The following is a 21034-nucleotide window of genomic DNA, read 5'->3' as shown; positions in this document are numbered from 1 at the left end:
CCGGCTACCGCGCGCCTCCGGCGTGCGGGTCGCCGGCCGTGGCCTGGAGGCCGAGCATCGCTGCCGCGACCTGACCGGCCGCCGCGTCGGGGATCGCCGTCGACGCGGCGTCGAGGACGAGCAGCTGCGCCAGCGGGATCTCGCGCGCCAGCGCCTCCCCGTTGCCGACCGGGAAGAACGGGTCGTGCCGGCCGTGCACCACCAGGGTCGGCACCGCGACCTCGCCCAGGCGTTCACGCCAGCGCGGCGCGCAGTCGAGCGCGGCGAAGACCGTACCCAGCTGGTTGGCCAGGTGCGCCGCCGGCGCCGTGCCCGGGGTGCGGTCCCAGATGCGCCCCGCGAGCACGCGGGCTGTGGCCGGGTCGTCCCCGAGGATCTCGGCTCCCGCGGCGGCGTGGTCCGCCACGGCCGCTCGGTCGGACCAGTCGGGCATGGGGAGCGAGAACAACCGGCCCATCGTCGCCGCGTCGTGGTCCGGCAGGTCGTCGTCGACCGGGCCCGGCGCGACGGACCGTGTCCCGGCCAGCGTCAACGCCGCGAACGACCCCGGGTGCTCGATGGCGGCGACCTGCGCGACCATCCCGCCGACGCCGATGCCCGCCAGGTGGGCCGGACGGTCGTCGAGCTCCCGGGCGAGGGCAGCCGCGTCGGCGGCAAGGTCGCGCAGCGTGTACGCCGGCGCCTCGGGGTCGACGGTGGTCGACGCCCCCGAGTCACGCAGGTCGTAGCGCACCACGTGACGCCCGCCCCGCGCCAGGGACTCGCAGAGCTCGTCGGGCCACGAGAGCATCGTCGTCCCGCCCACGCAGAGGAGCAGCGGTGCCGCCGCGTCCCCGAAGTGCTCGACACCGAGCGTGACCCCGTTCGCCTCGACCGTCGTCGTCATCCCGTCACCTCCGTCGTGCAGGTCGACGCCCCGGGCGACTCGAACTCATCGGCCCGCTCGACGACGCATCGTCAGTCGCGGCCGCGCCAGTCGGTGTCCTCGCGCTCCCACTCCTCGTTGCGGTGCTGCGCCGAGTCCAGGGCGCCGTGGGCCGCCTCTCGCGTGGGGTACGGGCCCATGCGGTGGCTCCAGCTCGACCGGTCGCGACTCTCCTCCACCTCGCCGGTCTTGGTGTTGTACCAGTACTGCACCGGGCTTGTGTCGCTCATAGGACGATCCTGCATCAAGATGGGCCCATGGTGGAGGCAGCGCAGCCGGTCGCGTTCGGCATCGATATCGGCGGGTCGGGCATCAAGGGGGCGCCGGTCGACCTGACGACAGGTGAGTTCGCGGACGAGCGCCGCCGCATCCCCACCCCCGAGAGGTCCACGCCGGACGCCGTGGCGGGCGTGCTCGCCGAGCTCGTCGACTCCTTCGCCCTGCCGTCGCACGTGCCGGTGGGCGTCGCCTTCCCCGCACCGATGGACCACGGCGTCGTCCGGTTCATCGCCAACCTCGACAAGTCGTGGAAGGGCGTGGACCTGCCCGCCCTGGTGCACGACGCGACGGGGCGCGACGTCATGGCCGTCAACGACGCCGACGCGGCCGGTGTCGGCGAGCAGCGGTACGGCGCCGCGCAGGGGCGCGACGGCGTGGTGCTGGTCGTCACGCTCGGCACCGGGATCGGGTCGGCGCTGCTCGTGGACGGCGTGCTGGTGCCGAACACCGAGCTCGGCCACCTCGAGATCGACGGGCACGACGCCGAGTCGCGCGCCGCGGAGTCCGCCCGCGAGCGCCACGACCTGTCCTGGCACCAGTGGGCCCACCGCCTGCAGCGCTACTTCGAGACCGTCGAGATGCTGCTCTCCCCCGAGCTCATCGTCGTCGGCGGCGGCGTGAGCAAGCACCACGAGAAGTTCCTGCCCCTGCTCGACCTGCACGCCCCGATCATCCCGGCCACGCTGCGCAACCGGGCCGGCATCGTCGGGGCGGCCGCGCTCGCCGCGAGCGGCCGCGACCACTGACGTTCGACCGTTGGCGGTGCGGCCCGACGGCGCTCAGCCGGCCAGGCTGTGCGGGGCCGTGGGGGCGCTCGGTGCCGGCGACGTCCTCGCCGGGGTGGCGCCCCAGTCACCGACGGTGTCCGGCGGCACGTCCAGGTCGAGCATGCGCAGCACGTCCAGGACCGCCGCCGGCGGGCGGTGCAGCGAGACCCGCAGACCCTCGTCCCGGCCGATCCGGCAGAGCTGGACGAGGAACGCGACCCCGGCGGAATCGATGAACGTCACGCGCGACGTGTCCACCACCACGGGGAGGTCGCGCTCGAACGCTCTCGCGAGCGCCGCGCTCGCCTCGTTGCGCAGGGCGATGTCGATCTCGCCCCACATGTCCACCACGCTCACGTCGGTCCGCTCCACCAGGGCGATTCCCCCGGCCTGCGCCTCGTCGGTGAAAGTCACTGCCACACCTTCGTCCCACGTCCCGCGTCCTGCACGCCTCGGTCTCGAGCACTGCGTTCCGGACTCGCGACCTCGTCGTCGCGACGACCGCAACGGTACACCTCCGCCGACCGGGAACGGAACCTCGGCATAGGATTTCTTTACGTACCGTTCACACGGCCGATGACGACGTCGGCGTACTCGCTGCAGGGGCCGGCGATGGCATGGCAGCGGACGTCGGACTACGAACAGCGCGTGGTCCGCACTGCTCCGTCGCCGGTGACGATGGTCATCCCCTGACGCTGTCGAAGGAGATGCCATGTCGTCGCACGCGATCCGATCACGCCGCGCAGTCGCTGCCTTGATCACGGTGCTCGTCGCCGTGTTCGGTCTGGCCCCGCTCGCCGCCTCGGCGGGCCCCTCGGGCGCACCAGCCGTGGTTGCGGAGGCCCGCCCCTCAGCTCCGAAGCCGACCGTCGTCCTCGTCCACGGGGCGTTCGCCGACTCGAGCGGGTGGACCGTCGTGGCCGAACGGCTGCAGGACGACGGTTACCCGGTCCTGGCCTTCTCGAATCCGCTTCGCGGCATCGAGCACGACTCCGAGTACCTGCGGATGTTCCTCGAGACCGTGGAAGGCCCGATCGTCCTGGTGGGCCACTCCTACGGCGGTGCGGTCATCACGAACGCGGCGACGGGCAACGGCCAGGTGAAGTCGCTCGTGTACGTGGCCGGGTATGCGCTCGACGAGGGAGAGTCGGTCGCACAGGCGAACGCCCTGGGCGGAGGTCACACCGACGTGATCGACCACCTCGTGCTCCGTCCGTTCCCCGGAGCCGGCGACGGCAACGCCGACGCCTACATCGACCCGGAGTGGTACCCGCGGCTGTTCGCCCAGGACCTCCCGCGTCGTCTGGCCGAGACGATGGCGGGGTCACAGCGACCGGGCGCCCTCGCTTCGCTCGTCGCTCCGTCGGGTGCACCGGCGTGGAAGACGATCCCGAGCTGGTACGTCGTCGCTCAGAACGACCGCATCATCCCCCCGGAGGCGGAGCGGGCCATGGCGAAGCGCGCCGGCGCGACGACGGTGGAGATCCGCAGCTCGCACTCGGTGATGATCAGCCACCCGTTCCAGGTCCTCCACGTGATCAGGACCGCCGCGAAGTAGCCGCCATGCCATGCCGACGTCTGCCGACGTCTGCCGACGTCTGTGACCGGGCCTGCCCGCGCCGTCCTGCGGCCGGGCAGGCCCGAGCCTGGTGCCGAGAGCGCCTGGGCACATCGACCCGGAGCGGGTGATATTCGCGCGCGGCCGTGCCGCCGTGGGAGCGCTTCCCTATCGTGTCGATCGTGCACGGCACCAGCGGCCTGCTCGGCCGCGAGAGTGAACAGCGACGGGTCGCCGAGGTGATCGGCTCGGCCCGCAACGGGCACGGGAGCGCACTGCTGATACTCGGGGAACCCGGCGTGGGAAAGACGACTCTGCTCACGGCCACGACGCCAGGCGCCGGGATGCAGGTCCTGCGACTCGGCGGGTACGAGTCGGAGTCGTCCATGCCGTACGCGGCGGTCGAGCGCCTCACCGGCCTGCTGCGTGAGCACCTGGCCGAGATCCCCGAGCGGCAGCGCCTCAGCCTCCGTGTCGCATCAGGAGTCGCGGACGGCCCTCCGCCGGACCGGTTCCTCGTCGGCCTGGGCGTGCTCAGCCTCCTTGCCGCCGCGAGCACCGGGCCAGGGCTGGCCTGCGCCGTCGACGACGCGCATCTCCTCGACCCGGAGAGTCTCGAAGCGTTCGCTTTCGTCGCACGCCGGCTCGGCGCGGAGCGCGTGGCGCTGACCTTTGCCGGGCGCCCGGAACTCGGGCTGGAGACGGTGCTGCGCGGGGTGCCGGTCCTCAGGCTCGCAGGCCTTGCTCCCGAGCCGGCCGCGACACTGCTGAACCGTTCGCCTGCCGGTCCGTTCACTCCGACCGCCGCGGCCGCGATCATCCGCGCGACGGACGGCAATCCGCTGGCGCTGGTCGACCTCGCCGCCGATCCGCTGCTGCGGGAGCTGACCGACCTCGGCCTCGGGCCGGAGCCGGTGCCGGTCGGGCAGCACCTCGAGGCCCACTACCTGCGCCGCGTCATGCACCTGCCCGGGGAGTCGCAACGGTGGCTCCTGCTCGCGGCGGCGGACTCGACGGGCAACCACGAGCTGCTCGAGGTCGCCAGCGACACCCTCGCCATCGACCCCGCCCGCAGGGACGACGCGGAGACGGCGGGCCTCGTGCACCTCGAACCGGTCGTCGGGTTCCGCCATCCTTTGGTCCGCTCCGCGGTGTACGGGTCGTCGTCCCGAGCCGAGCGTCGCAGAGTCCACGGGGCACTGGCGGCAGCGGCGACGAAGCTCGGACTGCTCGAGTCCGAGGCTTGGCATGCGTCACGCGCGACGATCGGGACGGACGAGGTCGTCGCCGAGCGTCTCGTGAGGGCGTCCGACCTCGCAGCGCAACGGGGCGGTTCGTCGTCGCGCGCGAGCATCCTCGCACGCGCCGCCGAGCTCACCCCGGCGGGGCCGGTGAGAGGTGAGCGGTTGGTCGGTGCCGCCGAGGCCGCGTTGGAGTCCGGCGCCGCCGACGTCGCCGGGCGCCTGCTCTCCGACGTTCGGGACGCGGACCTCGACCGGGTGACGCGAGGCCGGGCGATCCTCGTCCGCAGCGCCGTCGCGTTGTTCGTCGCCGATCCCGACGGGGTCCGGGCGTCGACCGCCGACCACCTGCGCGCGGCCGACGAGTTCCACGGACTCGACGTCGAACGAGAGCAGCGTGCCCTGGTGCAGGCGTTCGAGCGGTGCAGCAGCGCGGACCGGCTCCTCGTCGGCGTCGACGTCCCGACACTGGGACGTCGGATCGCCGCCGGCGCCGAGCCCCCCGGCCCCGCTTCGGTGATCCTCCGGGGAGTCGCCGCGCTCGTCCTCGAGCCGTACGGACGCGCCATCCGACCGGTGCGTGAGGCGTTCGACGCGATCCTCGACCTGCCGGACCGGCAGATGCTCCACATGGGCACCCTGATCGCCGCCCTCGGTGCCTTTCTCTGGGACGACACCGGTCGTCGGGCGGGACTGGAGCGGGCGATGCGCGCCGCTCGCGACACCGGCGCGCTCCAGGCGCTCGACACGCTGCTGTGGGTCGGTGCGCTCTCCGAGCTCATGGGCGGCACGGTGACTCGTGCCCGTTCCTACGACGCCACGGTCCGCGAGGTCCGCCGGGCCATGGGCTACGACGGTGAGAACGTGGTCAACGCCGCGGTCATGGCCTGGACCGGTAGCCCGGAAGCCGGGGTCGACGCGCTCGGAAAGGGCGCCGGAGCGGCCGGGTGGGGCGGGGTCGAGGCGACGACGACCGCAGCACTCGCCGTCCGCAACCTCGCCGAGCGTCGCTACGGTGCCGCCTTCGAGCGCCTGCACCCCCTGGTCGAGGCCCCTTTCCTGCAGGTCACGCCGCTCCATTACGCCGACTACGCCGAGGCAGCCGTCCGGAGCGGCCACCTGAGCGACGCGGCGCGAGCAGCCGGCGCGCTGCACGCGCGGGCACGGGCGAACGGGTCCGCGTGGTGCCGCGGCCTGGCCGAGCGCGCCCTGGCGCTGACGGGCACCGACGACAGCGAGCACCACTATGCGGCGTCGATCGACGCGCTCACGACGACCGGGGCCGTGGTCGAGCTCGCGCGCTCGCATCTCGTCTACGGCGAGTGGCTACGTCGGGCTCGCCGACGACGTGAGGCGGCCCTGCAGCTCCGACTCGCCATGGAGCACGCCACCCGCAGCGGCGCCTCCGTCTTCCAGGACCGGATTCGCGCCGAGCTCGTGGCGGCCGGCGGCTCCGCGAGTCTGCCGGGACCGGCTTCCGGGCACGACCTCACGACGCAGGAACGGGCCATCGCGACGATGGCGGCGGCAGGACGCACCAACGCCGAGATCGCGGCCCGCATGTTCCTGAGCCCCAACACCATCGACTACCACCTGCGGAAGGTGTTCCAGAAGCTCGGGATCACCTCGCGCCGGCAGCTCTCCGAGAACCTTGGCCCCATCGATCCGTAGTGCGGGCGCCGGACTACGAGGAACACGTGGTCCGCGCGAGGTCGAGCCCGGCGAGGCTCAAGAGGTCCTCGTGCCGATCGACTCCAGGAGGCCATCGTGCCCACCATCACCGCTGACGACGGCGCCGACATCTTCTACACCGACTGGGGTTCGGAAGGGACGCCGGTCCTCCTCAGCCATGGCTGGCCCCTCAACTCCGACGCCTGGGCGGCTGCGGCGCTCTTCCTCGCCGAGCACGGCCACCGCGCCATCGCGCACGACCGCCGCGGGCACGGCCGTTCGAGCCGCACCTGGGACGGCAACGAGATGGACACCTACGCCGACGACCTGGCCTGCCTGATCGACGCCCTCGACCTGCACGACGTCACCCTGGTCGGCCATTCCACCGGCGGCGGCGAGGTCGTGCGGTACGTCTCGCGGCACGGCACCGACCGGGTCGCTCGCGTCGTCCTGGTCTCCGCCGTCCCACCCCTGATGGTCCGCACCGACGACAACCCGGACGGGCTGCCGATGGAGGTGTTCGACCAGATCCGCGCCGGCGAGCGGGCCGACCGGTCCCAGCTCTACCGCGACCTGGCAGACGGACCGTTCTTCGGCCACAACCGCCGCGGGGACGTCGATCAGGGTGTCCGGGACGCGTTCTGGCTGCAGAGCATGGCCTGCGGGCACCGCGCCGCCTACGAATGCATCGCGGCCTTCTCCGCAACGGACTTTCGCCCCGATCTCGCCGCGATCGACGTCCCCGCCCTCGTGATCCACGGGGACGACGACCAGATCGTGCCCTACGAGGTCGGGGGCAAACGGTCGGTCGAGCTCATCGCGGACGCCCGACTCTTGACGTACCCCGGCAGCGGCCACGCCCTGCCCGATACCGACCGCGAACGGCTGCACGCGGACCTGCTGGCGTTCATCGACTCCTGAGAGAGGCCACACCATGAGTGACACGACCGGAAGCAGCGCGCCCGACACCGTCGTCCTCGTCCACGGACTATGGATGACACCCCGCAGCTGGGAGGGCTGGGTCCACCGCTACCAGCAGCAGGGCTTCACCGTCCTGACGCCGGCCTACCCCGGGTTCGAGATCGAGGTCGAGGCCCTCCGGGAGAGCCCGGAGATCATCGCGGACCTGACCGTCCCCGAGACCGTCGAGCACCTCGCCGACGTCATCAGCGGCCTGGACCGCCCGCCGATCATCATGGGTCACTCCTTCGGGGGCGCCCTCACCCAGATCCTCCTTGCCCGCGGGCTCGGCGCCGCCGGAGTGGTCATCGACTCCGCACCCACCGAGGGCGTCCGGGTCACCCCGCCGTCACAGGCGAAGTCGCTCTTCCCGGCGCTCAAGAACCCGGCGACGAGGCACCGCGCCGTCGGGTTCACCCCCGAGGAGTTCCACTACGCGTTCACCAACACCCTCTCTGCGGAGGAGTCGCGTGCGGTGTGGGATCGCTACGCGATCCCAGCCCCCGGCCGTTGGGTCTGGGACTACGGCCTGATCGCCAACTTCAAGCCCGGCCACCAGGAGACCTGGGTGGACTTCAGCACCGACCGCGCGCCGCTGCTGTTCATCGCCGGCGAGAAGGACCACATCATGCCGCCGTCCGTGAACCGGTCGAACGCCAAGTACTGGGAGAAGTCACCGGCGGTCACCGAGTACGACGAGTTCGAGGGGCGCGACCACTGGACCTGCGCCGCGCCGGGGTGGGAAAGGGTCGCCGACCGCGCGCTCACCTGGGCGCTCGAGCACGTCGACCGGTCCGAGCCCGCACCCGCCTGACACCGGACGGATCGGGCCGGGCACGCCTCTCGCGAAATGTCTGCGGACCCTCACGTGGCAGGTCGGGTCCCTCCTTCAGCTGACGGGGAAGTAGCGGCCGTTGTCGAGGTCGGCGAGCAGGCCGGGCCGAGCGGGTTCCCAGCCGAGGGTCCGGCGGGAGATGAGGTTCGACACCGGGTAGCTCTGCGTGACCACATTCGCGAGGAACCCGAAGTGTCCCGGCAGCATCAGCTCGTCCAGGGGAACGCTCGCCGCGGGCAAGCCCAGCCGGCTGCCGATGGCCTCGGCGATCTCGCGGACCGGGATGCCACCGTCCCCCACCGCGTGCCAGTACCTGCCCGCCGGGCCCTTCTCCAGGGCGAGCCGGAACAAGGAGGCGACATCGCGGACGTGCACCGCGTTCCACATGTTCGCGCCGTCTCCGGGGTAGCCGGCGAAGCCCTTCTCCTTCGCGAGCGCGATCAGCATGGGGAGGAAGCCGGCGCGATCGGCCGTGCTGTGCGCGATGTTGGCGATCCGCACGACCGAGGAGCGCACTCCTCGCTCGGCGAGCCCGATCACGGCAGTCTCCACGACGTTGCGAGCTCGCAGGGTGCCCCGGTGCTCGTCGCCGACAGGGAGGGCTGGGTCCTCCTCGGTGGCCGGCCGCGCGAGGATCCCCCCGTTGCCGGGCGAGCCGATGCTCCCCGCCGCGACCAACGGCTTTCCGGTTCCCGCGAGCGCCTCGCCGTAGGCGAGCATGATCGGGACCTCCGCCGCGGCCACGGCGTCGATCCCACCGGACGGAAGCAGGTCCTGCCGGTGCGCGACGTGGATGACGCCGTCGGCGTCCGACGCCGCCTCCTTGAGACCGTCGAGGTCCCGGAGGTCGCCGCGCCGCACCGTGGCGCCGAGCGCGGACAGCGTCGTCGCGGCCTCGTCCGACCGTGCCAGGCCAGTGACCTCGTGCCCCGCGCCGACGAGCTCGGGGATGATGTGCGAACCGGAATGGCCGGTCCCGCCAGTGACGAAGACTCGCAAGGTGCTGCTCCTTGTGGGCGATGCTGCGGATGATGGGTGGTGCGGGCGCTCAGCCCGAGAGGCCGGCGCCGAGGTGTCGCAGCCCGATGACACTGATGTCGTTCACGGTCCTGCAGCCACGATCGCCCGGGCCGCGCGCCCGGCGACGGACCAGACATCGTCGCGTCCAGCAAGCCCTGCGGGGTGTTGCTGCCGGACACCTCGGTGCTGAATATGGCGCTCGCGGCGACGTTCCAGCCGAAGTGCAGACCGATCGGCACCCAGAGCTTGCGGGTGGCGACGTACGCGGCGGTCAACATCCCGCCCGCTTCGATGGCGATGGCGACGGCGCCCCACAGGTTGGCGTTCGCGTCGAGCAGGTGGATCAGGCCGAACAACGAGCCGGTCAGGACGAGTGCGATCCAGGTCCCGGTCCAGCGCTCGACGTTCCGGAACAGGACGCCGCGGAACACGAGCTCCTCGGTCAGAGCGGGAATGACGAGGCCGAGCTGTATGGCGACTCAGCCGGCGAGCTCGGCGACGCCGAGGGCGAAGTTCCCGTGGCCGATCCCGTTCCCGGCGAGACCTACGGTGACGAGCCCCATCCCTTCCAGCCAGTGCGCCATCGTGACGCCGCCGACATCGAGGGAACGAAGTCCCATGCCCGTGATGAACTCCGCCACTTCCGCCTTCGCCCGTGCATCGTCACCGGCGATGAAGACGGTGGGCCGGCCGCTCTCCAGGACATGGCGAAAGATGGTGTTGAAGGCCTTCACCACGCTGGCGCCGGACGGCGCCACCTTGGCGGCCTCCTGAGCGACCGAAGTCCCGTCGCCGTGCGCCAGGCCGTCAAACGTGGCGTTGAAGGGGTTGCTGATGTCGACGATGACCTTGCCCGTGAGTGCGTCGCCGTACTCGGCGACGACGGGGACCACGCCGTCGTGCAAGAGAGCCATGACGACGATGTCCCCGGCCGGGACGGCGCCCCACGTGCCGGCGGTCGCACCCCCGCCCAAGGCCTGGGCCAGACCTTCGACCCTGGACCGGTCGCGCCCCATGATCTCGACGCTGTCGCCGCCCGCCACCGCGCGCGTGCCGATCGCGCGGGCCATGTTCCCCGTACCGATGATGGTGATGCTGCTCATGAGGTCCTCTCTTCCTGTGCTTGCGATGTGTGGCTCAGACGGCGGTGGTGCCGCCGTCGGCGACCAGTTCCAGGCCGTTGACGTACGCGGAGTCGTCGGATGCGAGGAACAGTGCGACCGTGGCGATCTCGTCGGGGCGCCCCATCGTTCCGCGCGGAATCAGGGACTCGAACGCGGCCCTGGTCGACTCGTCGAACAGTTCTTCCTGCTTTGCGGTGGCGACCTGGCCCGGGGTCAGGACGTTGACCCGGATCTTGCGGTCGCGCAGCTCGTTGAGCCAGACGCGGGCCCACGCCTGCTGGACGGCCTTGCTTCCCGCGTAGAGGCTCCAGCCGGGGAAGGCGCCGAGGGAGGCGTTCGATCCGGTCATGAGGATCGAACCGTTGTCGTTGATCAGCGGCAGCGCCTTCTGCACGGTGAACAGCGTGCCGCGCGCGTTGAGCGAGAAGGCCCGGTGGAACTGTTCCTCGGTGATCTCGCCGAGGACGGCAGGTTCGCCCATGCCGGCGCTGGCCCACAGCACGTCGATCGAGCCCTTGTCCCGCTTGACGGTGTCGTACAGGCGGTCCAGGTCGTCCAGCTCGGCCGCGTCACCCTGGACGGCGGTGACGTTGCGGCCGATCAGCTCCACGGCGGCGTCCAACGCCTCCTGCCGCCGGGCCTGGATGAAGACGTGCGCGCCTTCGTCGACGAACAGCTTGGCGCCGGCCAACGCCATGCCGGTGGATCCGCCGGTGATCACCGCTACCTTGCCATCGAGCTTTCCCACGATCACTCCGTCTGAATAGATGAGCATTGCGACGAGGTCCCGACGGCGAATTCCTGTATCGAATTCGATCGGGTTCCATGAACGGTGCCACCGGCGAGAGCGGGGTGTCCAAGACCCTTTTCAGCCGCGGTGATACCTTGGGGGTATTGCCGAAACCGGGGGCTCCATGGATCTGGACCTGCGCAAGCTGCGCTACTTCGTCACGGTCGCCGACACGCTGCATTTCGGCCGCGCCGCCGAGGAGCTGCACATCGCGCAGCCGGTGCTCAGCCGGCAGATCCGCGCGCTCGAACACGATCTCGGCGTCTCGCTGTTCATCAGGGACAGCCACGGCGTCACGCTGACCGACGCAGGGCGACAGCTGCTGGACGACGCCGGCCCCCTGCTCGCCTCCGCGCACGCGGTCCGGCGAAGGGTGTCGGCGGCCGCTCACGGCAGCCGGCGGCTGGTGGTGGGCTTCCGGGCCGGGATCCCGGTCATCCCGGCGGCGCGGGTGTTCGAGGCCCAGCATCCGGACGTGGTCGTCGACGTCCAGCGCATGGAGTGGGACGACCAGGCGCCGATGCTGCTCGACGGCCGTGTCGACGTCGGGTACGTGCGGCTGCCCATCGACGAGACCGGCCTGCGCCTGACTCCGCTCTACACCGAACCCCTCATGGCCGTGCTGCCGGCCGGTCACCGCTTGGCCGGCAAGGACGAGATCAGCGAGACCGACCTGGCCGGTGAGCCACTGGTCTGGCACGCCGGACCGAGCACGCAGCCCACCAGGCGCCCGCACCCCGACGCCGGGCTCCGGGTGCGCGGGGTCGAGGAGAAGCTCGAGCACGTCGCGGCCGGCCGTGGGATCTCGTTCGTCGGGCGTTCGGAGACCGTGTTCTACTCACGTCCGGACGTCAGCTACGTGCCCGTCCCGGATCTGGCGCCGGCGCAGATCTACCTCGCGATGGCGGCCTCCCGCACCTCGCCGCTGGCCGACGACTTCTTCGCAGCGGCTCAGGCGACGGCGGAGATCACGGCGGAGTGCGGGAACTACGAGATGTGGCAGCGCGCGAACGACGCCGTCTCACGACACGGCTGAACATTTCGACCGACAGCAGCAGCGGCTCCTGCTCGGCGTCGATCCGGCCGGGCGCGTTCTGGAGCTCGTCATCCTCGCCTTCGACTCCGGAGACGAGCTGGTGATCCACGCAACGAAGGCCCGCCAGCAAGACCTCGACTGGCTCTGATCGACGCCCCTCGAAGAGCCCTTCGCCGAGATTCTTGCGTACCCTCCGCGGACCGGGGCATCGCGCGCCCCCATGAACCCGCAGGTCAGGCCATGTGATGCGGACGAGCCGGTCTGTACGCCGGGTTCTGTTCCCGCGCGGGGTCACCCCCGCGCGGGCGACGGTCATCCATCTAGGCCCTGCGTTGCCGCAGGGCTCGAGCGGTCTACCCGGGAGCATCGGGCGGGCAACCCTCGAACGCTCCCTGTCTGACCTTGCTCCAGGTGGGGTTTACCTAGCCACGACCGTCACCGGCCGCGCTGGTGGTCTCTTACACCACCGTTTCACCCTGACCGCCACCGGTCGCCCGGCGACGGCGGTCTGTTTTCTGTGGCACTGTCCCGCGGGTCACCCCGGGTGGCCGTTAGCCACCACCTTGCCCTTCGGAGCCCGGACGTTCCTCGGCGACGGCGCCCGAGGGCAACCGCCGACGCGACCGTCCGACCGACTCGTCCGCGTCGCACAGTCTATGCGCCGCCGAGCTGATCAGACGCCCACGCTCAGACATCGACCTTGTAGCTCAGCGACAGCTCGTCGCCGGAGCGCCCGCGGATGCCCCAGCTCTCGGCGGGCGCCTCGATCACGACGAGCTCGACGTCGTCCGCCGCGACACCGAGCGCGGGGGCGACGTCGTCGTACACGCGGCGGATCAGCTCGCGCTTCGCCTCCCGCGAGCGGCCGGCGAACGCGACGATCTCGATCATCAGGTAGTCGTCCGAGCGCGGGGCGACGAGGTCGCCGTCGTCGAGCAGCAGGAACCGGTGGAACCGCTTGTCCTCGGGGATCTGCCAGGCCCCGACCAGCGCCGCGTGGAGCGCGTCGGAGACCTCCGCACGCCGCTGACCCCACACCCGTCGGTTGCCGTAGACCTTCACCTGGACCATGCCCGGCGACGCTAGCGGTGACGGACGCCACTGTCACCGGCGCGTCCACCAGCCGAGCACCCCGCCATAGGGTGTCGGGGTGCTGATCTGCCTGCCGCCCTCCGAGGGCAAGACGCCCGCGCCCGACGGCGCCGCCCCGGTCGACCTGGCGCGGCTCACGGGCGCGGAGCACCTCAGCGACCAGCGCCGCCTCGTGCTCGAGGCGCTCGCCGCGGTGAGCGCGCGACCGGACGCCACCGATCTCCTGGGCGTGGGCGCCTCGCTCGGCGCGGAGGTCACGCGCAACACCGACCTCAAGGACGCGCCCACGGCGCCGGCGTCCCGCGTGTACACGGGCGTGCTGTACGCCGCGGCCGGGCTGGCCGACCTCCCCGACGACGTCGCAGCACGGGCCGCCCACGACGTGCGCGTCTTCTCCGGCCTGTGGGGCGCCGTCTCCCCTGCCGACCTCATCCCGGCCTACCGGCTGTCCATGGGCGTGGACCTGCCCGGCGTCGGCAAGCTCGCCACGGCGTGGCGCCCCCACCTGTCCGCCGCCCTCGACGCGCGGGCCGCGGGCGACGTCGTGGTCGACTGCCGCTCGGCGGCCTACCTCGCCGCGTGGAAGCCGGCCACCACCGGCGACGCCGCAGCGGACTGGGTGACCGTCCGGGTGGTGCGCGAGGCGGACGGGAAGCGCACCGTCGTCTCGCACAACGCCAAGCACACGCGTGGCGTGCTCACGGGCCACCTGCTGCGCCGCTCGGGACCCGCGCCGACCAGCGCCACGGAGCTGCTCGCCGCCGCCCGCGAGCTCGACGGGCAGGTGATCGGCACGGAGGTCGGCACCGGGCTGTCCTACCGGATGGTCGAGGCGACCCTGCACGACGCTTCCACGCGACGTGGGCCGCGCACGCTCGAGGTCGTCATCGCCTGAGCCGAGCCGGCGCGGCGGAGTCGCGGCGCCCGGCGCAGACTGGCCCCATGGCCTACGACGAGGAGCTCGCCGCCCGTGTGCGCGACACCGTCGCCGGGCTCGCGGACTTCACCGAGCAGCGGATGTTCGGCGGCCTCGCGTTCATGGTGCACACGCACATGGCCGTCGGGATCACGCGCGACGAGCTCATGGTGCACGTCGGCACCGACGACGAAGCCGCCCTGGCCGACGGCGCGCACGAGCTGCGCATGGGCGACCGTGTCATGCGCGGCATGGTCGGTGTGCCCGCGTCGGTCACCGCCGACGAGGACGCGCTCCGCGGGTGGGTGGCGCGAGGAGTCGACCTCGCGCTCGCGCGGCCGCCCAAGCCGCCCAGGCGCTAGGGCGGGGTGCCACGCCCGGAGCGGACCGTCCGAGGACGAGCGCGTCGCCTCGCCGGCGTCCGGGTCAGGCAGGCTCAGCGGCTGGTGCGAGCGTGGCAGCCAGGACCCGCCAGCCCTCGTCCGCTCGCACCCAGAGGCGCGTGTAGGCCAGCCGCGCGGAAACCGTGGTGCCGCCCTGGATCGCCTCCACAGCGGCGACCAGCCTGGTCACTCCGCTCAGGACGTCCTCCTGGACGTCGAGCGACTCCTCGTCCAGGCGGGTGATCTGCAATGAACCCGAGCGGTAGCTCTCCAGGTCGTCTGCCTTGGTGAAGACAGACCCGTCCGGGCCGGCGCCGACGCAGCTCGGATGCAGCAATGCCTCCAGTGCGTCGACGTCACCGGCACGCTGGGCGGCTTGGAGCGCGTGCTCCGCAGCAAGAAGACTCATCGCGCGAGTCTACGCAGCGCACACCGGTCCGATCAGGATCGCGCCTGGCAGCCTCAGACGTCGGTCGGGAAGCCCACGGCTGTGGCCTCCGCGAGCACGGGCTCCCCGTCGGCCCCGAGGCCGAACCGCAGCACGGTGAGCGCGCAGGGCGGCACGTGCACGCGGCGCCACGACGACGCCGGCGCCTCGAGAGCACGACCCACCAGCGCGCGGACGACCACGAGGTGCGCGGCGACGACAGTCGTGACGGTGGGGTCGCCCTCGGCGACGACGTCACGCAGACCTGCCCAGGCGCGCTCGCCGACCTGTGCGTAGGACTCACCGCCGGGCGCGGGATCCGTGCCGGCTGCCCAGGCCGCGCGCTCGCCGGGCCAGTCGGCAGCGATCTGTGCGGGGGTCAAGCCCTCCCACGCGCCGAAGTCGCACTCGGTGAACCGCTCGTCGGGCCGGACGTGCTGCCCGATGCGCCGCCCGACGGCCGCGGCGGTCTCCAGCGTCCTCGCCGTCGGCGACGCGACGAGCGCGCCGGCACGAGGCAGGTCCGGCCACAGGTCCTTGCCGACCCGGAACACGGCGTCGGCGGCGCGGGCGGCCTGCGTGCGGCCCCGGGCGGTGAGCGAAGGACCGGGCAGGGAGCCGCCGCAGGCGGCGCGCGCCTCGGTCATGGGCGTCTCTCCGTGCCGGACCAGCACGACGGTCGTCGTTCCCCCACCCGCCAGGGGGCTCGCCCCGGACGGGCGAGCCATCAGGCGACCGCGCCCTCGTCCGCCAGGCGCACGAGGATGCGGCCGCACTCCTCGCAGCGCACGATCTGCTCGGCGGGGGCCGCCTTGGCGGCGGCGAGGTCGCCGGGGTTCAGGTCCAGGCGGCAGCCCTCGCACCGGCCGCCGCGCAGCGCCGCGGCGCCGAGGCCGCCGAGCTGGGCACGCAGCTTGTCGTAGAGGGCGACCAGGCCGGCGTCGAGGCCCGCCGCGGTGGCCTCCCGCTCCGCCTTGACCTTCGACCCGGTCGCGTTGATCTGGGCCCAGGCCTCGTCGCGCTCGGCGGTGGCCTTCGCCTTGGCCGACTCGAGCTCGGCGTGCGCCGACTCGACCTCGGCGCGCGAGCCCTGGTGCGCCTCCAGGCGCTCCATGACCTCGATCTCGGCGTCCTCCAGCACCGCCTGGCGCCGGGCGAGGGACTCGAGCTCGCTCACCAGGGCCTGGGAGTCCTTCGCCGACAGGGCGCCCGAGTCGAGCTTCTGCTGGTCGCGGTCGGCGCGGGTGCGCACCTGCGCGACGTCCGACTCCGCCTTGGCAAGCTCCCGCTCGAGGTCGGCCACGGCCGTGCGCGAGTCGACGAGCGAGGTGTGGAGGTCGCCGATGCGGCCGTCGAGCTGCGCGATGGTCGCCAGGGACGGGTGGTTCCGGCGCTGGTGCACGAGCTGCTGCAGCCGCGTGTCGAGGGCCTGGACCTCGAGCAGTCGGCGCTGGTCCTCGGGGGGTGCAGTGGCCACGGGCGGTCCTCTCGCAGTGATTCAGCTGGTCGGGGCGGTCAGCGGACAGCCTCACGCACGGTGCTCGCGACCCGCGCGGTCCACGGGTCGGTGCCGATCGTGCTCACCCTCGTGGTCACCGTACCTTCTCCGGAACCCGTTCCGGGCACCCCCTCGAGCCGCGCGACGACGTCCTCGGCGGCGTAGGCGAGCCACGGCCACTCGCTGGCGAAGTGGGCCACGTCCACGAGGAACGGCGTGGCCGCGCCGGCACCGGTGGCGCCCGCCTCGAACTCCGCCCGCTCCCGCAGCTCGGAGGCCGGGTGGTGGCGCAGGTCGGCGGTCACGTAGACGTCGACGGCGGCCGCGCGCACGGCGTCGAACAGCGAGTCCCCCGACCCTCCGACGACCGCGGCGGTGGTGACAGGCGCGCTCAGGTCCCCCGCGACCCGCACGCCCTGGGCCGTCGCCGGCAGCGCGGCCGCCACGCGCTCGGCGAACGCACCGAGCGTGGTGGGCTCGGCCAGGCGGCCGACCCGCCCGATCCCTCGCGCGGCCCCGACGGCGGTGTCGGAGTCGGTGTCGGCACCGGCCACGAGCGGTCGACGGTCGGTGATGCCGACGAGGTCCGCGAGCGCGTCCGCGACGCCGCGCGGCGCCGCGTCCGCGTTGGTGTGCGCGACGTACAGCCCGCAGCCCGCGCGCACCAGCTGGTGCACCACGTCGCCCTTGAACGTCGTGGCCGCCACCGAGTGCACCGGCCGCAGGAACAGCGGGTGGTGCGTGACCAGCAGGTCGGCACCCCACGTGATCGCCTCGTCGACCACCGCCGCCACCGGGTCGACGGCGAACAGGATCTTGCCGACCGGCGCGGCGGGGTCGCCGACCACGAGACCGACGGCGTCCCAGCCCTCCGCCGTCGCCGGCGGGTAGAGGTCCTCGAGGACGGCGACGACGTCGCGCAGGACGGGGGTGCTCGGGCTGCCGGTGGTCATGGCCCGACCCTAAGCGGCGGGCCGCTACTTGGCGTCGGCGTAGGAGTCCACGGTCTCGACGGTGAGCGGGAAGTCCACCGGGAAGCCGCCGAACAGGAGGCGGCCGGCCTCCTCGGCCGCGGCACGGACCTCGGCGGCGACCACGTCGGCGAGTTCGAGCGGGGCGTGCACCACCACCTCGTCGTGCAGGAAGAAGGCGAGGTGCGGGCGGTCGGAGAACGGGGCGGGGGCGAGGCCCGGCCGCGCGCCGCCGGCTGCGCCGAGCGCCCAGAGCCGACGCCGGATCGACGCCAGCCAGCACAGCGCCCACTCCGCCGCCGTGCCCTGCACCACGAAGTTGCGGGTGAACCGCCCCCAGGAGCGGGTGACGGACCGGGCGCGCGCCGCCGCGTCGGCACCGGCGTCGTCGGCGAACGCGCCCGCCTGCGCCTCGTCCCACGCCGAGCCCGGCACCGGGGACGACCGGCCGAGCCACGTCGTCACGACGCCCCCGCGCTCGCCCGTGCGCGCCGCCTCCTCGACCAGCGCGATCGCCCGCGGGTACTCCCGGCCGAGGCGCGGCAGCACCTGCGCGCTCGCGCCCGTCGTGCCGCCGTACATCGCACCGAGCATGCCCACCTTGGCCAGCTCGCGCGTCGGCACCGCCCCGGAGGCGACGATGCCGGCGTACAGGTCGCCGGCGCGGCCGGCGCCGGCCATCGCCTCGTCACCGGCCATGCCCGCCAGGACGCGGGGCTCGAGCTGGGCGACGTCGGCGACCACCAGGCACCACCCCGGGTCGGCGACCACCGCACGTCGGACGCCCTTCGGGAGCTGCAGCGCGCCGCCGCCCGTGGACGCCCAGCGCCCCGTCACCACGCCGCCCACCACGTACTCGGTGCGGAACCGCCCGTCCGTCACCCATTCGTCGAGCCAGTGCCAGCCGTTGGCGGTGAGCAGCCGGTAGAGGTTCTTGTACTCCAGCAGCGGCGCGACGACGGGGTGGTCGAGCTTCTCCAGCTCCCACTTGCGCAGGCTGCGCGCCCCCACGCCGGCGTACTGCATCGCCTTGAGGAGGTCCGGGTGCGAGTCGGGGTTGAGCGAGGGCGGGGCGTCGAGGGCCGTACGGATCTGCCGTGCGAGCTCCTCGAGACGCGCCGGGCGGTGCCCTTCGGCCGGTCGCGGCCCCAAGGCCTCGGTGAGGATCGCGTCGTGCACGTCGGCCCGCCACGGCAGGCCCGCGTGGTGCATCTCGGCCGCGACGAGAGCACCCGCCGACTCCCCCGCCGCGAGCAGTCGCAGCCGTCCGGGTGCCGACGAGCCGGCGACGGCCGCCTCCTGGAGGCGCAGCTGCGCCACGGGGTCCGTCGCGCTGGTGCCGGGTTCGTCGGCGCGGGCGGACGGCGCGGGCAGGGCCAGGTCGAAGAGCGCCGCATCCTGCGGCGCCCGGCGGGCTCCCGGAGGCTGCACCGCGCTGGGAGGGGTCGGCGCCATGGTGTCCCACGGACCGGGCGGCGCGGTGGCCAGCGGTGACCCGGCGGCGGCCGACGACTGCCGCAGGATGCGGTGGACGAGGCGCAGGTCGTGCGACCGCTCCACCCGGACGCCCGCGCGCAGCAGCCCGAGGTACCAGCGGTTCGTGTCGTCCCACGTCCACCGCGGCACCGCGGGGCCCCCGCGGGCGCCCTCCTCGGCCGCCACCACGAGCGCGGGCAGGTCCGCGGCGGGCACGGCGCGGGACGCACCGTCGTGCACGCGGACATTGCCGCCGGGTTCTCTGGTCAGGACGACGTGCACGCCGCCATCCTGCCGTCTGCCACCGACGGCCGTCCTGGTCGGGTGGCCTTGTCGGGCGGGCCAGGTCAGGCGGACGGACCGCGAGAAGGTGCATGGTCCCCACCTGGCAGAACGGAGGTTCGCACCGCCGCGCGCCCGTTCGGCGCGCGACGACCCCGCCCGTATGGTGCGCTGACCGAGGTCGGCGCGCCCGACCGCCGACCCGAGCGCCAGGAGGACCGCATGACGACCGAGCAGCCCGTCGAGACCGTGGACGTCGTGGTGATCGGCACCGGCCCGGGCGGGGAGGACGCGACCGGCCGGCTCGCCCGCGCAGGGCTCGACGTCGTCGCCGTCGAGGCGCGGCTCGTCGGCGGCGAGTGCCCGTACTTCGGCTGCATCCCGACCAAGATGATGGTGCGCGCGTCGGACGCGCTCGCGGAGGCCCGCCGCGCGGGCCGCCTCGCCGGGCAGGTCGACGTCGCGCCCGACTGGGCCCCCGTCGCGCGCCGCGTCCGCGACGATGCCACCGCCGACTGGGACGACACGGCGGCCGTGGAGCGCCTGGAGAAGGCGGGCGCGCGCGTCGTGCGCGGGCGGGGCCGTCTGATGGGTCCCGGCGAGGTGGCGGTGACGACCCCGGACGGCGAGCGCCGGTTCCGCGCGACGCGGGGCGTGCTGCTGAACCCGGGCACGGAGCCCGCCGTGCCGCCCGTCGACGGCCTGGCGCAGACCCCGTACTGGACCAACCGCGACGCCGTGCGGGCCACCGAGGCGCCGGTGTCCCTCACCGTGCTCGGCGGCGGGGCGATCGGCTGCGAGCTGGCGCAGGTCTTCGCCCGGTTCGGCACCGCCGTCGAGGTGGTCGAGGCAGGGCCGCGGCTCGCCGCCGCCGACGAGCCCGAGGCGAGCACGCTCCTCGCGGAACGCTTCGCCGCCGAGGGCATCGGGGTGCGGAAGGATGCGAAGGTCACCTCCGTCTCGCACGACGGCGGCGGGTTCACCCTCACGCTCGGCGACGGCACGCAGCTCGTCTCCGAACGGCTGCTGGTGGCCGCCGGCCGCCGCACCGACCTGCGGGCGCTCGGCGTCGCGACGGTGGGTATCGACGACACCGGGCGCACGATCGCCGTCGACGACCGGCTGCGGGCGGCCGACGGCGTGTGGGTGATCGGCGACGTCACCGGCCACGGGGCGTTCACCCACGTCTCCATGTACCAGGCGCGCATCGCCGTCGCGGACATCCTCGCGGGAGCCGAGGGCGGTGCGGAGCGGGCCGACTACCGCGCCGTGCCGCACGTGACGTTCACCGACCCGGAGATCGGGGGCGTCGGCCTCACGGAGGCCGCGGCGCGCGACGCCGGGCTGTCGGTGCGCACGGGCAGCACCGACCTGGCCGCGTCGTCGCGCGGGTTCGTCCATGGCCCCGGCAACGAGGGCCTGATCAAGCTGGTCGAGGACGCGGACGCCGGCGTGCTCGTGGGCGCGACGGCGGCGGGACCCGCCGGCGGCGAGATCCTCGCCGTCCTCACGCTCGCCGTGCAGGCGCGCGTACCGGTGGCCGAGCTGCGCCACATGATCTACGCCTACCCCACGTTCCACCGCGCGATCGAGAGCGCGCTGGCGGACCTGGACGAGACGTGAGCCGGTCCGGGGAGGAGCACGACCGCTGAGGCTCCGTGCCCACGGACGGGCCGTGCAGCGGCTGACCGCACCGCTTATCCTGTGATGGCCCATGACTGAAATGACCGAGTTCGCCGTCCTGACGCCCTCGTCCGCGGGCGCCCCGTCCGACACCCCGCCC

At 73.1% G+C, this 21034-nt stretch carries 21 protein-coding genes, 1 other RNA gene and 1 pseudogene; 9 read left to right on the top strand and 14 right to left on the bottom strand.

Annotation, left to right across the window (positions count from 1 at the left end):
* Nucleotides 1–4: 4 nt before the first annotated feature.
* On the bottom strand, nt 5–886 hold the full coding sequence (locus tag B5Y66_RS13275) for an alpha/beta fold hydrolase (RefSeq protein ID WP_079574943.1): 882 nt from the start codon (nt 884–886) through the stop codon (nt 5–7).
* 71 nt (nt 887–957) lie between these two features.
* Nucleotides 958–1155, bottom strand: a complete 198-nt coding sequence (locus B5Y66_RS13270) for a hypothetical protein (protein ID WP_079574942.1) — start codon at nt 1153–1155, stop codon at nt 958–960.
* A 27-nt stretch (nt 1156–1182) separates the two neighbouring features.
* Here B5Y66_RS13270 and ppgK point away from each other — a divergent pair, with 27 nt between their 5' ends.
* Entirely contained in the window at nt 1183–1950 is a 768-nt protein-coding gene (gene ppgK / locus B5Y66_RS13265) for a polyphosphate--glucose phosphotransferase (RefSeq protein WP_079574941.1), read from the top strand.
* Nucleotides 1951–1983: 33 nt separating this feature from the next.
* Here ppgK and B5Y66_RS13260 read toward each other — a convergent pair whose 3' ends face one another.
* Nucleotides 1984–2385 carry an STAS domain-containing protein gene (locus B5Y66_RS13260; RefSeq protein WP_079574940.1) on the bottom strand — a complete coding sequence of 134 codons (402 nt, stop codon included), beginning with the start codon at nt 2383–2385 and terminating at the stop codon, nt 1984–1986.
* Nucleotides 2386–2683: 298 nt separating this feature from the next.
* On the opposite strand from B5Y66_RS13260, the gene B5Y66_RS13255 reads away from it, so the two are divergent.
* From B5Y66_RS13255 to B5Y66_RS13240, 4 genes are all read left to right on the top strand, one after another.
* Nucleotides 2684–3529 carry an alpha/beta fold hydrolase gene (locus B5Y66_RS13255; RefSeq protein ID WP_079574939.1) on the top strand — a complete coding sequence of 282 codons (846 nt, stop codon included), beginning with the start codon at nt 2684–2686 and terminating at the stop codon, nt 3527–3529.
* Between the two features lie 182 nt (nt 3530–3711).
* Complete coding sequence (locus tag B5Y66_RS13250) at nt 3712–6441, top strand: helix-turn-helix transcriptional regulator (RefSeq protein WP_245807098.1); 2730 nt, start codon at nt 3712–3714, stop codon at nt 6439–6441.
* A gap of 96 nt (nt 6442–6537) precedes the next feature.
* Nucleotides 6538–7362 (top strand): alpha/beta fold hydrolase, encoded by an 825-nt coding sequence (locus B5Y66_RS13245; RefSeq protein WP_079574937.1) that lies wholly within the window; start codon nt 6538–6540, stop codon nt 7360–7362.
* A 13-nt stretch (nt 7363–7375) separates the two neighbouring features.
* On the top strand, nt 7376–8215 hold the full coding sequence (locus tag B5Y66_RS13240) for an alpha/beta hydrolase (protein ID WP_079574936.1): 840 nt from the start codon (nt 7376–7378) through the stop codon (nt 8213–8215).
* Nucleotides 8216–8290: 75 nt separating this feature from the next.
* Here the strand turns inward: B5Y66_RS13240 and B5Y66_RS13235 are convergent, their stop codons facing one another.
* From B5Y66_RS13235 to B5Y66_RS13220, 4 genes and pseudogenes are all read right to left on the bottom strand, one after another.
* Complete coding sequence (locus B5Y66_RS13235) at nt 8291–9235, bottom strand: SDR family oxidoreductase (RefSeq protein WP_079574935.1); 945 nt, start codon at nt 9233–9235, stop codon at nt 8291–8293.
* A 239-nt stretch (nt 9236–9474) separates the two neighbouring features.
* Nucleotides 9475–9711: pseudogene (locus B5Y66_RS22980) on the bottom strand (CPBP family intramembrane glutamic endopeptidase); the annotation flags it as partial.
* A gap of 24 nt (nt 9712–9735) precedes the next feature.
* Nucleotides 9736–10359, bottom strand: a complete 624-nt coding sequence (locus tag B5Y66_RS13225; protein WP_079574934.1) for an NADPH-dependent F420 reductase — start codon at nt 10357–10359, stop codon at nt 9736–9738.
* A gap of 34 nt (nt 10360–10393) precedes the next feature.
* Nucleotides 10394–11128, bottom strand: coding sequence for an SDR family NAD(P)-dependent oxidoreductase (locus B5Y66_RS13220; RefSeq protein ID WP_079575045.1), 735 nt, complete (start codon nt 11126–11128; stop codon nt 10394–10396).
* Between the two features lie 166 nt (nt 11129–11294).
* Here B5Y66_RS13220 and B5Y66_RS13215 point away from each other — a divergent pair, with 166 nt between their 5' ends.
* Nucleotides 11295–12206: a LysR family transcriptional regulator gene (locus B5Y66_RS13215; protein ID WP_079574933.1), complete on the top strand. Its 912-nt coding sequence runs from the start codon at nt 11295–11297 to the stop codon at nt 12204–12206.
* Between the two features lie 248 nt (nt 12207–12454).
* Here B5Y66_RS13215 and rnpB read toward each other — a convergent pair.
* An RNA gene (gene rnpB / locus B5Y66_RS13205) (RNase P RNA component class A) lies at nt 12455–12845 on the bottom strand.
* 48 nt (nt 12846–12893) lie between these two features.
* A complete protein-coding gene (locus B5Y66_RS13200; protein WP_079574932.1) occupies nt 12894–13277 on the bottom strand; it encodes a tautomerase family protein in 384 nt (127 codons plus the stop codon).
* A gap of 79 nt (nt 13278–13356) precedes the next feature.
* On the opposite strand from B5Y66_RS13200, the gene B5Y66_RS13195 reads away from it, so the two are divergent.
* Entirely contained in the window at nt 13357–14193 is an 837-nt protein-coding gene (locus tag B5Y66_RS13195) for a YaaA family protein (RefSeq protein WP_079574931.1), read from the top strand.
* A 47-nt stretch (nt 14194–14240) separates the two neighbouring features.
* Nucleotides 14241–14576 carry a TfoX/Sxy family protein gene (locus B5Y66_RS13190; protein WP_079574930.1) on the top strand — a complete coding sequence of 112 codons (336 nt, stop codon included), beginning with the start codon at nt 14241–14243 and terminating at the stop codon, nt 14574–14576.
* Nucleotides 14577–14640: 64 nt separating this feature from the next.
* Here the strand turns inward: B5Y66_RS13190 and B5Y66_RS13185 are convergent, their stop codons facing one another.
* The 5 genes from B5Y66_RS13185 to B5Y66_RS13165 are packed head-to-tail and all read right to left on the bottom strand — an operon-like array spanning nt 14641 to nt 19251.
* A complete protein-coding gene (locus B5Y66_RS13185) occupies nt 14641–15006 on the bottom strand; it encodes a nuclear transport factor 2 family protein (protein ID WP_079574929.1) in 366 nt (121 codons plus the stop codon).
* Between the two features lie 53 nt (nt 15007–15059).
* The gene (locus B5Y66_RS13180; RefSeq protein WP_079574928.1) at nt 15060–15752 is read right to left on the bottom strand and encodes a histidine phosphatase family protein; all 693 of its coding nucleotides are present in this window, start codon (nt 15750–15752) and stop codon (nt 15060–15062) included.
* Nucleotides 15752–16501 (bottom strand): zinc ribbon domain-containing protein, encoded by a 750-nt coding sequence (locus tag B5Y66_RS13175; RefSeq protein ID WP_079574927.1) that lies wholly within the window; start codon nt 16499–16501, stop codon nt 15752–15754. The genes B5Y66_RS13180 and B5Y66_RS13175 overlap by 1 nt, the downstream gene beginning before the upstream one ends.
* Before the next feature lie 38 nt (nt 16502–16539).
* Nucleotides 16540–17475, bottom strand: coding sequence for a Nif3-like dinuclear metal center hexameric protein (locus B5Y66_RS13170; protein WP_079574926.1), 936 nt, complete (start codon nt 17473–17475; stop codon nt 16540–16542).
* A gap of 24 nt (nt 17476–17499) precedes the next feature.
* Nucleotides 17500–19251: a bifunctional 3'-5' exonuclease/DNA polymerase gene (locus tag B5Y66_RS13165; protein WP_079574925.1), complete on the bottom strand. Its 1752-nt coding sequence runs from the start codon at nt 19249–19251 to the stop codon at nt 17500–17502.
* Nucleotides 19252–19473: 222 nt separating this feature from the next.
* Here B5Y66_RS13165 and B5Y66_RS13160 point away from each other — a divergent pair, with 222 nt between their 5' ends.
* The gene (locus tag B5Y66_RS13160) at nt 19474–20874 is read left to right on the top strand and encodes a dihydrolipoyl dehydrogenase family protein (RefSeq protein ID WP_079574924.1); all 1401 of its coding nucleotides are present in this window, start codon (nt 19474–19476) and stop codon (nt 20872–20874) included.
* The last annotated feature ends 160 nt before the right edge of the window (nt 20875–21034 follow it).

Source organism: Krasilnikoviella flava (genome assembly GCF_900167525.1).
Taxonomy (GTDB): domain Bacteria; phylum Actinomycetota; class Actinomycetes; order Actinomycetales; family Cellulomonadaceae; genus Isoptericola; species Isoptericola flavus.
Note: the sequence above shows the minus strand (reverse complement) of the source record. Positions and strands in the feature narration are given on the sequence as shown.

Coding starts and splice junctions, on each gene's coding strand:
- B5Y66_RS13270 (WP_079574942.1), bottom strand. CDS start 1,155: ATGAGCGACACAAGCCCGGTGCAGTACTGGTACAACACCAAGACCGGC.
- B5Y66_RS13180 (WP_079574928.1), bottom strand. CDS start 15,752: ATGGCTCGCCCGTCCGGGGCGAGCCCCCTGGCGGGTGGGGGAACGACG.
- B5Y66_RS13225 (WP_079574934.1), bottom strand. CDS start 10,359: ATGAGCAGCATCACCATCATCGGTACGGGGAACATGGCCCGCGCGATC.
- B5Y66_RS13170 (WP_079574926.1), bottom strand. CDS start 17,475: ATGACCACCGGCAGCCCGAGCACCCCCGTCCTGCGCGACGTCGTCGCC.
- B5Y66_RS13160 (WP_079574924.1), top strand. CDS start 19,474: ATGACGACCGAGCAGCCCGTCGAGACCGTGGACGTCGTGGTGATCGGC.
- B5Y66_RS13255 (WP_079574939.1), top strand. CDS start 2,684: ATGTCGTCGCACGCGATCCGATCACGCCGCGCAGTCGCTGCCTTGATC.
- B5Y66_RS13200 (WP_079574932.1), bottom strand. CDS start 13,277: ATGGTCCAGGTGAAGGTCTACGGCAACCGACGGGTGTGGGGTCAGCGG.
- B5Y66_RS13190 (WP_079574930.1), top strand. CDS start 14,241: ATGGCCTACGACGAGGAGCTCGCCGCCCGTGTGCGCGACACCGTCGCC.
- B5Y66_RS13275 (WP_079574943.1), bottom strand. CDS start 886: ATGACGACGACGGTCGAGGCGAACGGGGTCACGCTCGGTGTCGAGCAC.
- B5Y66_RS13240 (WP_079574936.1), top strand. CDS start 7,376: ATGAGTGACACGACCGGAAGCAGCGCGCCCGACACCGTCGTCCTCGTC.
- B5Y66_RS13185 (WP_079574929.1), bottom strand. CDS start 15,006: ATGAGTCTTCTTGCTGCGGAGCACGCGCTCCAAGCCGCCCAGCGTGCC.
- B5Y66_RS13215 (WP_079574933.1), top strand. CDS start 11,295: ATGGATCTGGACCTGCGCAAGCTGCGCTACTTCGTCACGGTCGCCGAC.
- ppgK (WP_079574941.1), top strand. CDS start 1,183: ATGGTGGAGGCAGCGCAGCCGGTCGCGTTCGGCATCGATATCGGCGGG.